Source organism: Vogesella sp. AC12 (assembly GCF_024437575.1).
Lineage (GTDB): Bacteria > Pseudomonadota > Gammaproteobacteria > Burkholderiales > Chromobacteriaceae > Vogesella > Vogesella indigofera.
On record NZ_JANFNU010000014.1, the window covers coordinates 17,009 to 29,240 of the forward strand.

Genomic DNA, 12,232 nt, shown 5'->3' on the forward strand with positions numbered 1-12,232 from the left:
GGGGAAGCCGGCCGCAAACAAAAACCGCAGCGTGCCTCACGCTGCGGTTTTTTTCCGGCTGACGCCGGCGTGGCGCGGCAAGCGCGCTACTTGGCCGGCTTGCGCCCGCCGCCGTTGCCCGGCTTGAGGCGGATCGACACCCCGCCGCGGCCGCTGCTGGCCTTGCGCACCTCGAACCAGCCCGACTTCAGCACCAGCTCGGACAGCTTGGCAAAGCCGTAATTGCGCGGGTCGAAGTCCGGCATCCACTGCCCCAGCAGGCTGCCGACGCCGCCGAGGTCGGCCCAGCCCTCGTCGTCGTCCATGCTCTCGATGCCCTTCTGGAATTGCACGCGCAGCTTCTTGTCCAGCGGTCGCAGCACCCGTGCCGCCGGCGCCGGCTTGCCGCCGCCACGCGCACCGTCGCCCTCCTTGGCCGCGCTCTCCTCCGCCTTGGCCTCGTCGCTCAGCGCCAGCACTTCCACGTACACGAACTTGCTGCAGGCGTTGACGAAGGCCGACGGCGTCTTCTCCTCGCCGAAGCCCCACACTTCCAGCCCGTCCTCGCGCAGCCGCGTCGCCAGCCGCGAAAAATCACTGTCGCTGGAGATCAGGCAGAAGCTGTGGTAGCGGCCGGAATGCAGCATGTCCATCGCGTCGATCACCAGCGTGATGTCGGACGCGTTCTTGCCCTTGGTGTTGGGAAACTGCTGGATCGGGTGGATGGCGAAGCGGGCGCACAGATCGCGCCACGCCTTGTCGTGACGGCTGAAGTCGCCGTACACCCGTTTCAGTGCCAGCACGCCCAGCTTGCCGGCCTCTTCCAGTACGTCCTCGATCCAGCCCGGCGACACGTTGTCCGCGTCGATCAGTACCGCTACGTTGGCCATTATTTTCCCCTTGTTGACGATGCCGCGGCGCGCTCAGCGGCCGCCGGCGACATCGATGAAACTGCCGGTGGTGAACGAGGCGGCGTCGGACAGCAGCCACAGGATCGCCTCCGCCACTTCCTGCGGCTGACCGCCGCGCTGCAGCGGCACCGCGCTCTTCACGCGGTCGACGCGGCCCGGCTCGCCGCCATCGGCGTGCATGTCGGTGTAGATGAAGCCGGGGCGTACCGCGTTGACGCGGATGCCTTCGGCGGCCACTTCCTTGGCCAGACCGATGGTCAGCGTGTCCAGCGCCCCCTTGCTGGCAGCGTAGTCGACGTATTCACCACCCGAGCCCAGCCGCGCGGCGGCCGAGGACACGTTGACGATGGCGCCGCCCTGCCCGCCGTGACGGGTGGACAGCCGCTTCACCGCCTCGCGGCAGCACAGCAGCGGGCCGATGACATTGGTGGCCAGGATGCGCTGCCAGCGCGCCACGCTCATTTCATCGAGCCGCATCTGCGGCTCCAGCACGCCGGCGTTGTTGACCAGCGCCGACAGCGGCCCCAGCGCCAGCTCGGTCTCCACGAACAGGCGCTGCACGTCGATTTCGTCAGCCACGTTGGCCGCAATCGCCACCGCACGGCCGCCGCTGGCGTGAATGGCGGCCACCACCGCCTCGGCGGCCGCCTGGTTGCGGTGGTAGTTCACCGCCACCGCGTAGCCGCGCTGCGCGGCCAGCAGCGCGGTGGCGGCGCCGATGCCACGGCTGGCGCCGGTGACCAGCAGCACCTTGTCCATGTTCAGCCTTTCATCAGGTTCTTCAGCGCCAGACGCACGCCGTCGCTGACGGTAACGTCCGCCGGCAGGCCCTTGGTGGCCGCGGCGGCCTCTTTTTCGTTGTAGCCCAGCGCCAGCAGTGCGCCCATGATGTCGCTCTTTTCGTCCGGGGTCGCGGCAAACGGCAGGCCGCCGGGCACGGTGAGGTTGCCGCCGGTGGCGAGCTTGCCGCGCAGCTCCAGCACCAGCCGCTCGGCGGTCTTCTTGCCGATGCCGGGTACGCTGGACAGGCGCTTGATGTCTTCGCTGGCCACCGCGATCGCCAGCTCGTCGGCGGTCATGCCGGACAGGATGGCCAGCGCGATCTTGGCGCCGACGCCGGTGATCTTGATCAGCTGGCGGAAGGTCTCGCGCTCGTCGCGGCTGCCGAAGCCGTACAGCAGATGCGCGTCTTCGCGCACCACCAGGTGGGTGAACAGCGTGGTCTTCTGCCCCAGCGCCGGCAGCTGGTAGAAGGTAGTCATGGTCACGTCCACGTCGTAGCCGACGCCGTTGACGTCGACGGTGATTTGCGGGGGCAGTTTTTCGAGCAGGGTGCCGGTGAGTCGTCCGATCATTTCGGGGCTTTCAAAAGGTTGGCCGCAGTGCGGCGCTTAACAGGACAGGATGGCGGCCAGCGCCAGCGGATAAAGATTGGCCGCGGCAATGGTCTGGATCAGGGCGGGCCGCAGCCGCGCCGGTTGCGCCGCATTGTGCCACAGCGTGACGGCTGCCCGTGCCGGCAGCAGCCACAGCGGCAACAGCAGCATGGCGCGCAGCGGCAGCAGACCGGCGGCAATTGCCGCCAACAGACTCAGCAGAGCCAGCGTCACCAACAATAGGTAGCCGTAGCGCGCCCGCTGCGGCGCCAGCCGCACCACCCAGTGGCGCTTGCCGGCGAGTGCATCGGCGTCGCGATCCGGAAACTGGTTGATGTACAGCAGCGCGGCGGCCAGCAGGCCGTAGGGCAAGGCCGCGGCCAACATGGACAGCGACGGCGTGCCGGTGAGCAGCACCTGCGCGCCCAGCGGCAGCAGGGTGAAGCACAGCAGCACGCAGGCTTCGCCGAGGCCGCGGCTGTTCAGCCGCAGCGGTGGCGCCGAGTAGCCCCAGCCCAACAGCACGCCGATCACGCCGATGGCCAGCAGCCACGGCCCGCTCAGCCACACCAGCAGCAGGCCGCCGGCGATCACCAGCGCGAACAGCCACTGCGCCAGCCACGCCATGTCGCGGCGGCTGAGCAGCGCGTCCTGGATCATGCGGCTGCCGCCGGTAAACGGAAACTGCCGCGCCACGTTGGCCGCATCACTGCCGTTGTCGTGGTCGGCCACATCGTTGATCACGTTGACCGCGGCGTGACACAGCAAGGCCAGCAGCAGGGCCAGCGCCGCTTGCGGCCAACGTTGCCACAGCGCGGCGCCGCCACTGCCGGCGATACCGAGCAGCACGCCGCCGAGGGTCAGGGTCAAAAAGGCCGGGCGGGTGGCCAGCAGCCAGCGCGCGGCACGGCCATCAAGGCGGGAGCGGTCGGGTGGCGGCGGGCAAGTCGCTGTCGGCATGGTGTCGGAGGCGGAAGGCAGATCCAGCAAGCATAACGCAAAGCCGGCACGCGGCCGCTGCCGGCAAGCGATAACGCGTCAGAAGCGCCAGCCGCCGTGGGCGCCGACCACGCCGGCCAGCAGCGCGCTCAGCGTCAGCGCCAGCAACCCGACATGCAGCCGCTGCAGCAGGCGCATGGTGCCGGCCGGGTCGTGCTGCGCGCGCCGCTTCAGCCAGCGGTGGATGAAGAACGGCTCCAGCACGAACAGCATCAGCAGAAACGGCAGCCACGCCGCCAGCATCAGCTGCAGCCAGCCGGTATCCCACAGCCGCGCCCAGCCGTCGGTGGCGTGCAGCATCCACGCGCCACTGGCCAGCGCCAGCAGCACCCACAGCCGCGCCTGTGCGCCGAAGCGGTGCTCGACGTCCTCGAACATCGCGTACCGCTGCTCCGGCGGAAAACGGCGCCCGATCGCCGGAATCAGCACCGTGGTGACGAAACCGACACCGCCGACCCACATCACGATCGCCAGCACGTGCAGCGCGCGGGCGATGGCATAGTCATTCCACATCGCAGGCTCCAGACAGTAAGGTTGGCCGCAGTGTGCCACGCGGCGCGGCGACCGGCCTTGGGCTGGCGCAATAAAACGCGGAGCCGCCAATGTCAGCGCGGCGCCGGGGCGCGGCCTGACCCGGCGCGCGGCAAACCGCTCTTGCCTGAGCGCTGTCTTTCGGCCGCCTGTTCCGCTACAGTGCGCAGCCATCACAACTTCGTGGAAGCCGTTCGGCATGGACCCGATCCTCTCGCAACTCTCGCTGTCCCTGAATACGGCCCGGACCATCGATCAGCTGATTCGCCCGGTGCTCGAGATGCTGGGCAACATCACCGGCATGGAGTCCACCTACCTCACCAATATCGAGCTGGGACAAGGGCTGCAGCATGTGCGCTACGCGCGCAACAACGGCGAGATGCAGATCCCGGAAGGGCTGAGCGTGCCGTGGGAAGACACCTTGTGCAAGCGCTCGCTGGATAGTGGCACCCTGTCGACCAACCAGGTGAGCACACTGTGGGGCGATTCCGCCGCGGCGCGCCAACTCGGCATCAAGAGTTATATCAGCGCACCGGTACGCAGTGGCGACGGCGGGCTGCTGGGCACCCTGTGCGCGGCCAGCGTCCGCGCGGTGACGATCAGCGCCGAAACCGAAACGCTGCTGCAGCTGTTTGCCAACATCGCGGCCAACTTCATCGAGCGGGAAATGCTGCTGGAAAACCTGCAGCGCGCCAACGCCAAGCTGGCCACTTATGCGCTGACCGACCCGCTGACCGCGCTGCCCAACCGCCGCGCGCTGTTCGACGAACTGGAACGGCTGCTGGCGCAGGCGGTGCGCACCGGCAGCAGTATCCTGGTGGGGGTGATCGATCTTGACGGCTTCAAGCAGATCAACGACCGCCATGGCCACCAGGCCGGCGACGATTTTCTGCAGGCGATCGCACAGCGCCTGCAATCCGGCCTGCGCGCGACGGAAATGCTGGGGCGGATGGGCGGGGACGAGTTTTTGTTCATCGGCCCGGGGCCGGCATGGCCGGGTGGTGGCGCGCCGGGGGCACTGATCACGGAGGGCGAGCCGGCCAGCGCGGCACGCGCGCTGCAGCAGCGGCTGTCGGCGCTGACGGCCGGCGACTACCAGCTGGCCAGCCACCGCGTCGTCTACGGCGGAGCCAGTGTCGGTGTCGTGCCGCTGGCCCCGTTCGGGCTGCACAGCGCCGACGCCGTACACCTGGCCGACAGCGAAATGTATGTGGTGAAGCAGGCCAGAAAACAGCGCACCTGAAACGGCGCCCATCACGGCGCATGATTTCAGCGCGTGATCAGGGGCGAGCCGGCCCGGCGCGATCGGCCGCGACACGGGTGAGCAACGCGGCGGTGGCAATGCAACGACGCCCCGCCCGCGGCCGGGGTTGGCCGCAGGCCGCCGCTCACACCAGCCGCCCGCCCTTCACCTTGTAGCCGAGCTTGGCCAGCTGGCCGATGGCACCGCCGCTGTGGTTGGCGTGGGTCAGCGCCACCGCCAGCGCGTCGGCGGCGTCGGCCTGCGGCGTGCCGGACAGGTTGAGCATGGTCACCACCATGAACTGCACCTGCTCCTTCGGCGCCTTGCCCTGCCCCACCACCGACTGTTTCACCTGCAAGGCGGTGTACTCCGCCACCGGCAGCTCCTTCATCACCAGTGCCGTCATGCAGGCGCCGCGCGCCTGGCCCAGCATCAGCGTCGCTGCCGGGTTGACGTTGACGAACACCTGCTCCAGTGCCGACTCGGTCGGCTGGTAGGTGGCGATCACGTCGTGGATGCCGTGCACCAGCACCTTGATGCGCTCGGCGAGGCTGGCACCCTGCGGCGTGCGGATGGCGCCGGAGGCGACGTACAGCCGCTGGTTGCCGACGATGTCGATGACGCCGAAACCGGTGATGCGGCTGCCGGGGTCGATGCCGAGGATGCGGCGTTTCACGCGGACAGCCAGCCCTGGGCGATGGCGTCGGCCTCCGCCAGCCGCTCCGGCGTGCCGACATCCAGCCACAACCCGTCATGGCGGGCGCCAGTCACCTGCCCGTGTGCCATGGCCGCGCGCAGCAGCGGCGCCAGCTTGGCCGGCTGGTGGGCCGGAATGGCGGCGAACAGCGCCGGGTGATACAGGCCGATGCCGGAGAAGGTCAGCCCGATGCCGTCGGAGGCATTGCCGGACAGCTGACCATCCGGCAGCAGGCCAAAGTCGCCGCCCGGGTGGTGCGGCGGGTTGGCCACCAGCAGCAGGTGCGCCAGGTGATGCTCGCCATCCAGTGCGGCCAACGTTGGCCGCAGGGCGGCGAAGTCGACGTCGGTGAGCACGTCGCCGTTCACCACCACGAACGGGGCGTCGCCCAGCAGCGGCAGCGCGGTGGCGATGCCGCCGGCGGTTTCCAGCGCGCTCTTCTCGCGCGAGTAGGCCAGGCGCACGCCGTAACGGCTGCCGTCGCCCAGCGTGGCTTCGATCTTGTCGCCCAGCCAGGCGTGGTTGATGACGATGTCGCTAAAACCGGCGGCGGCCAGGTGCTGGATATGCCAGGCAATCAGCGGCTGCCCGCCTACCGGCAGCAGCGGCTTGGGGGTGTGGTCGGTCAGCGGCCGCATGCGTTGGCCGCGGCCGGCGGCGAGGATCATGGCTTTCATGGGGTCGGCTTTCTGGCACCGGCTGGCAGCGGCCACGCCTGCGGCGTGACCGGCGCCAGGCCGGGTTTACTGGTCGGACGAGATGCGGGTATGGCTGAACACCGAGCCGATGCTGTCGTCGTTGTCGTCCTCGTCGAGGCCGACCAGCTCCACCAGCAGCTGGAACAGCGGCTGCAGCTCGTGATAGCGGCGGCTGGTCTTCTTCAGGTACTTGATGAAGCGCGGGATTTCGGCGCGGTACTTGTCCTTGCCGTCGCGGTGGTACAGACGGGCAAAGATGCCGGCCACTTTCAGGTGGCGCTGCACGCCCATCCACTCGAAATCGCGGTAGAAGTCGTCGATGGTGGCCGCCACCGGCAGCCCGGCGGCACGCGCCTTTTCCCAGTAGCGGACGGCGATGTCGAGCACGAATTCCTCGTCCCAGCCGATGAAGGCGTCACGCAGCAGCGACACGATGTCGTAGCTGACCGGGCCGTATACCGCGTCCTGGAAGTCGAGCACGCCCGGCTTGCCCGGGGTCAGCATCAGGTTGCGCACGATGTAGTCGCGATGCACGTACACCTTGCCCTGCGCCTCGATACGCGGCAGCAGCACCTGCAGCGCCGCGTCCCACAGCTGGCGCTGGGCGTAGGTCAGCGGCTTGCCCAATTCCTTGGCCACGTACCACTCCGGGAACAGGTTCAGCTCGCGGGTCAGCAACGCGTGGTCGTAGTCCGGCAGTACGCCGGGCTGGCTGATCTTCTGGATCTCGATCAGGGTATCCACCGCTTCCAGCAGCAGGTGCTTGCGCACCATTTCCCATTCATCGTGCTGCAGCGCCGCCAGCAGGGTGATGGTGCCGAGGTCTTCCAGCAGCATGAAGCCCTGCTCGCGGTCGCGCAGCAGGATCGCCGGCACGTTGGCCGCCGGCGCAAACAGCTCGCGCACGCTGACGTAGGCATCGGTGTTCATCTTTTCCGGCGGCGCGTCCATCACGATGCGGGTGCTGCCATCGGGGAAGGTGGCACGGAAGTAACGGCGGAAATCAGCATCGGCGGCGGCGAATTCCACCGTGATGGTCTGATCGGGAAACTGCGTGGCCAGCCACGCTTTCAGGGCTTCGAGTCGCTGCATAGTCGCGTATATCGGCAAATTGGGTACAATGACGCGATTGTAACCGCTTTGACCGCGCCCCAACATGGCCGGCTCGACTTCTTCCGATGCAGACACGCTTCCGTTTGACGCCCGTGATGGCGGCCTTGCTCCCCCTGTTCCTGCTGCCGCTGGCGCAGGCAGACTCCCTGCCGGCGGGCACGCTGCGTGTTGAATCCGACACCCTGAGCGGCCAGATGGACGTCGAGCTGAAGGCCAGCGGCCAGGTGAAGGCCACCCGCGACGACCAGACCGTCGAGGCCGACTGGCTGGAATACTTCGTCCAGCGCCAGCAGTTGCGCGCCGGCGAGCGGGTGCGGCTGACGCAGGCGGACGGCCAGATCGAGGCGGAACAGCTCGACTACCTGCTGGGCGAGCGCAGCGGCAGTGCCAGCAACGCGAGCTTCAGCTTCGGCCGCGACGGCAAGACGCTGCGCGGCAATGCCGGCAAGCTGGAATTCCAGGGCAAGGACAACTACCGCCTGCGCAGCGCACGCGCCAACACCTGCGACCCCAACGACGACTCCTGGTACCTGAAGGCCAGCACCATCGACCTTGACTACGGCCGCAATGTCGGCGTGGCGCGCAATGCGCGGGTGGAATTCCAGGGCGTGCCGATCCTGTACACGCCGTGGATCGATTTCCCGCTGGACGGCGGCCGCAAGAGCGGCCTGCTGTTCCCGACCATCAGCACCGGCAGCGACGGGCTGCAGGTATCGCTGCCCTACTACTGGAACATCGCGCCGAACTACGACGCCACCATCACCCCGCGCTACATCGAACAGCGCGGCATGATGCTGGGGCTGGAAGGCCGCTACCTGCTGCCGGACGCCCTGGGCCAGCTGTATACAGAGCAGTTGCCCGACGACAAGAAAAGCGAGCAGAGCCGCTTCCTGTGGAAAGGCGAACACGTGCAACAGCTGGCACCGGCGCTGAGTGCGGGTGCCAACGGCGTGTATGTGTCCGATGACGACTATTTCGACGACTTTGGCGACCGCGTCAGCAGTGCGGCCAACGTCAACCTCAAGCGCGAGGCCTGGCTCAGCTACCGACCGGAATGGGGCTCGGTAACGCTGAAGGCGCAGCGCTACCAGACGCTGCAGGACGAAAACGGCACAGTGGAAGAGCCGTACGCGCGCGTGCCGCAGCTGAGCATCAACGCCCGCCAGCAGTTCGCCGGTTTCAGCAGCAAGCTCGAAAGCGAACTGACCCGCTTCAGTCACAGCAGCAAGCAGGAAGGCACGCGGCTGGTGGCCTACCCCAGCCTGAGCTATGCCATCGAACGGCCGTGGGGCTTCCTGCGCCCGAAAGTCGGCGTCCACTTTACCCGCTACGAACTGGCCAACAGCGACAGCAGCCAGACGGTGCGCAGCGACGAACGCACGCTGCCTATCGTCAGCCTCGACAGCGGCCTGTACTTCGAGCGCGACAGCACGCTGTTCGGCCGCGACATGAACCAGACGCTGGAGCCGCGCCTGTTCTACGTCAAGATCCCTAAGGTCGATCAGTCCAGCCTGCCCAACTTCGACACCTCGGAGAACGACTTCAACTTCGCGCAGCTGTTCACCGAGAACCGCTTCTCCGGCCACGACCGCATCAACGCCGCCAACCAGGTCACCGCGGCGCTGACCAGCCGCTACCTGGACAAGGAAAACGGGCTGGAACGGCTGCGTGTCGCCATCGGCCAGCGCTTCTACCTCAGCCGCGACGACATCAGCCTAGACGGCAGCAGCAGCGAACGCAGCGAGGCCGGTTCCGACCTGCTCGTGACCGTCGGCGGCGACCTCAGCCACAGCCTGCGCCTGGATGGCACCTACCAGTACAACCAGGCGCTGTCCAAGACCGAACGCTACAATGCGCAGCTGCGCTACAACCCGGCACCGGGCAAGACCGTCAGCGTGCGCTACCGTTACGGTCGTGACGAGCTGATCGGCAGCGGCAGCGAGCGCGATACCCTGCGCCAGATCGATGTCGCCGGCCAGTGGCCGATCGCACCGCGCTGGTACGCGGTGGCGCGGCAGAACTACTCGCTGCGCGACAAAAAAGCGTTGGAGCAACTGGCCGGGGTGGAGTACAACGATGGCTGCTGGAGCATGCGTGTGGTCGGCCAGCGCTACGTCACCGACCTCGACAAGACCAAGAATGCCGTGTTCCTGCAGCTGGAGCTAAAAGACTTCAGCAGCGTCGGCAGCAATCCGCTCAATGCCCTGCGACTAGCCATTCCGGGCTACAGCCCAATCAACGAGACAACAGGTAACTGATGAAACAGCTCCTTCTTGCCGCGACCCTCGCCCTCAGCCTGGCCACCCCGGCCAGCGCTGCCGTGCAGACCGCCGACCGCATCGTCGCCGTGATCAACAACGGCGTGATCACGCTGAGCGAACTGCAACAGCGCGAAGCCGAAATCACCGCCAGCCTGAAACGGCAGAACGTGGCACTGCCGCCGGCCAGCGTGCTGTCGCGGCAGGTGCTGGACCTGATGGTCAACGAGCAGCTGCAGCTGCAGTACGCCGCCAGCAACGGCCTGCGCGTCAGCGAAAGCGAAATCGACCAGACCCTGCAACGGCTGGCGGCACAGAACAAGACCGACCTGCAGGGGCTGTACGCCCGCCTGCAGCAGGACGGGCTGTCGCTGGAGCAGTTCCGCAAGAGCCTGCGCAAGGACCTGCTGCTGGACCGCATCAAGGAACGCGAGATCGTCGGCCGCGTCAATGTCACCGACAGCGAGGTGGAGCAGGTGCTGAAGAGCACCCAGGGGCTGTCCAACGCCGAGTACCGGCTGGCGATGATCCAGCTCAACATACCGGAACGCGCCGATGCCGCGCAGATCGAGAAACTGCGCCTGCGGCTGCAGGAAGCACAGCAGGCGATCCGTAACGGCCAGCCGTTCGCCGAAGTGGCCGCCCGCTACTCCGAAGCCGCCACCGCGCTCAGCGGCGGCGACATGGGCTGGAAAGGCGCCAGCGCGCTGCCGCCGGACTTCATCCAGCTGCTGGACAGCATGAAGGTCGGCGACGTCACCGACATCGTACGCGCCAACGGCAGCCTGTTCCTGTTCAAGCTGTCCGACAAGCGCAACAGCGTCGGCGAGCAGCTGGTGCAGCAGCACAAGGTGCGCCACATCCTGATCAAGACCAACGAGGCCACCTCGGAAGCGGAAGCCCGCGCGCGCATCCTGCAGGTGCAGGACCGCCTGCAGCGCGGCGCCAGCTTCGAAGCGGTGGCACGCCAGTTCTCGGAGGACGGCAGCGCCTCGCTCGGCGGCGATCTGGGCTGGCTCAACCCCGGCGACACAGTGCCGGAATTCGAGCGCGCCTTCAACGCGCTGCAAGCCGGCCAAAACAGCGAGCCGGTGCGCAGCCCGTTCGGCTGGCACCTGATCCGGCTGGAAGAAGTGCGCAGCCAGGACGTGTCCGGCGAACGCGCCAAGCTGGCGATCAAGCAGCAGATCCGCCAGCGCAAGGCAGAGCAGAACTACAACGACTGGTTGCAGCAACTGCGCGCCGCGGCCTTCATCGATGACCGGCTGATCGAAAAATAACCCCCAAGGCCGGTGCTCGCACCGGCCTTTTTTATTGCTGCCCCTTTTATTGCTGCCCTTTTATTGCTGGAAGACGCCATGTCCACCCCGCTCCCCCTCCTCGCCGTCACCGCCGGTGAACCGGCCGGCATCGGCCCCGACCTGGTGCTGCGCCTGCCACAGCTGGCGCTGCCGGCGCGTTGCGTCGTCATCGCCGACAAGACCCTGCTGCAACAGCGCGCCGCCGCGCTGGGGCTGGACGTGCCGATGGTCGACTACCAGCGCGCGCAGCCCGCGCCGGCCGGGGCGCTGGAGGTGTGGCACGTGCCGCTGGCGGCGCCCTGCCAGCCGGGAGTACTGGATGCGGCCAACGGCCGCTACGTGCTGGCCACGCTGGACGTCGCCATCGCCGGCTGCCTGAGCGGCGAATTCGCCGCCATGGTCACCGCGCCGGTGCACAAGGGCGTGATCAATGACGCCGGCGTGGCGTTCTCCGGCCACACCGAGTACCTCGCCGAGCACACCCACACGCCGCTGGTGGTGATGATGCTGGCCGGGGCCGGCATGCGCGTGGCGCTGGCCACCACCCACCTGCCGCTGCGGCAGGTAGCCGATGCCATCACCCGCGGCAGCCTCAGCGCCGTCATCCGCATCCTGCACGCCGATCTGGTCAGCAAGTTCGGCATCGCCGCGCCGCGCATCCTGGTCGCCGGCCTCAACCCGCACGCCGGCGAGGGTGGCCACATGGGCCGCGAGGAAATCGACGTCATCGAGCCAACGTTGGCCGCACTGCGTGGCGAGGGCATGAACCTGATCGGGCCGCTGCCGGCCGACACCCTGTTCAACCCGGACAAGCTGGCGCAGGGCGACGCGGTGCTGGCGATGTACCACGACCAGGGCCTGCCGGTGCTCAAGCACGCGAGCTTCGGCGCCGGCATCAACATCACGCTGGGCCTGCCCATCATCCGCACCTCGGTCGACCACGGCACCGCGCTCGATCTTGCCGCCACCGGTCGCGCCGATCCCGGCAGCCTGTTCGAGGCAGTACGGCTGGCCGCGCAGCTCGCGACCTGAGCCCCCCATTGTCGCCCGCTGGCGGCCACCCCTGGCCGCCAGTTGCCGTGCTGCACCCGCTAAAAAACGGCCCCCGTTATTTGCATAATGCCGA

The 12,232-nt window shown here is 67.7% G+C and carries 12 protein-coding genes; 4 read left to right on the forward strand and 8 right to left on the reverse strand.

The features are described from left to right. Positions 1-86: 86 nt before the first annotated feature. The 5 genes from NOM55_RS15945 to NOM55_RS15965 form a co-directional block, all read right to left on the reverse strand. Complete coding sequence (locus NOM55_RS15945; protein ID WP_047968031.1) at positions 87-869, reverse strand: NYN domain-containing protein; 783 nt, start codon at positions 867-869, stop codon at positions 87-89. Between the two features lie 33 nt (positions 870-902). After that, positions 903-1,649 carry an SDR family oxidoreductase gene (locus tag NOM55_RS15950; RefSeq protein WP_255909618.1) on the reverse strand — a complete coding sequence of 249 codons (747 nt, stop codon included), beginning with the start codon at positions 1,647-1,649 and terminating at the stop codon, positions 903-905. 2 nt (positions 1,650-1,651) lie between these two features. Next, positions 1,652-2,245: a Holliday junction branch migration protein RuvA gene (gene ruvA / locus NOM55_RS15955; protein WP_189353869.1), complete on the reverse strand. Its 594-nt coding sequence runs from the start codon at positions 2,243-2,245 to the stop codon at positions 1,652-1,654. Positions 2,246-2,281: 36 nt separating this feature from the next. Further along, positions 2,282-3,226: a prenyltransferase gene (locus NOM55_RS15960; RefSeq protein ID WP_255909621.1), complete on the reverse strand. Its 945-nt coding sequence runs from the start codon at positions 3,224-3,226 to the stop codon at positions 2,282-2,284. A 78-nt stretch (positions 3,227-3,304) separates the two neighbouring features. Continuing rightward, on the reverse strand, positions 3,305-3,778 hold the full coding sequence (locus tag NOM55_RS15965; protein ID WP_255909623.1) for a hypothetical protein: 474 nt from the start codon (positions 3,776-3,778) through the stop codon (positions 3,305-3,307). Between the two features lie 217 nt (positions 3,779-3,995). Here NOM55_RS15965 and NOM55_RS15970 point away from each other — a divergent pair, with 217 nt between their 5' ends. Continuing rightward, entirely contained in the window at positions 3,996-5,039 is a 1,044-nt protein-coding gene (locus NOM55_RS15970) for a sensor domain-containing diguanylate cyclase (RefSeq protein ID WP_255909625.1), read from the forward strand. 145 nt (positions 5,040-5,184) lie between these two features. Here NOM55_RS15970 and ruvC read toward each other — a convergent pair whose 3' ends face one another. The 3 genes from ruvC to amgK all read right to left on the reverse strand — a co-directional run bounded on the left by ruvC (position 5,185) and on the right by amgK (position 7,526). Continuing rightward, a complete protein-coding gene (gene ruvC / locus NOM55_RS15975) occupies positions 5,185-5,715 on the reverse strand; it encodes a crossover junction endodeoxyribonuclease RuvC (RefSeq protein WP_047968036.1) in 531 nt (176 codons plus the stop codon). Next, positions 5,712-6,413, reverse strand: a complete 702-nt coding sequence (gene murU / locus NOM55_RS15980) for an N-acetylmuramate alpha-1-phosphate uridylyltransferase MurU (protein ID WP_255909627.1) — start codon at positions 6,411-6,413, stop codon at positions 5,712-5,714. The genes ruvC and murU overlap by 4 nt, the downstream gene beginning before the upstream one ends. 66 nt (positions 6,414-6,479) lie before the next feature. Continuing rightward, positions 6,480-7,526 (reverse strand): N-acetylmuramate/N-acetylglucosamine kinase AmgK, encoded by a 1,047-nt coding sequence (gene amgK, locus NOM55_RS15985; RefSeq protein WP_120812527.1) that lies wholly within the window; start codon positions 7,524-7,526, stop codon positions 6,480-6,482. A gap of 116 nt (positions 7,527-7,642) precedes the next feature. Between amgK and NOM55_RS15990 the strand changes: the two genes are divergently transcribed. From NOM55_RS15990 to pdxA, 3 genes are all read left to right on the forward strand, one after another. Then, positions 7,643-9,805 (forward strand): LPS-assembly protein LptD, encoded by a 2,163-nt coding sequence (locus tag NOM55_RS15990; protein WP_370687881.1) that lies wholly within the window; start codon positions 7,643-7,645, stop codon positions 9,803-9,805. Further along, positions 9,805-11,085, forward strand: a complete 1,281-nt coding sequence (locus NOM55_RS15995; RefSeq protein ID WP_255909631.1) for a peptidylprolyl isomerase — start codon at positions 9,805-9,807, stop codon at positions 11,083-11,085. Before NOM55_RS15990 ends, NOM55_RS15995 begins: the two co-directional genes overlap by 1 nt. A gap of 78 nt (positions 11,086-11,163) precedes the next feature. Further along, complete coding sequence (gene pdxA / locus NOM55_RS16000) at positions 11,164-12,138, forward strand: 4-hydroxythreonine-4-phosphate dehydrogenase PdxA (protein ID WP_255909632.1); 975 nt, start codon at positions 11,164-11,166, stop codon at positions 12,136-12,138. Positions 12,139-12,232: the final 94 nt, after the last annotated feature.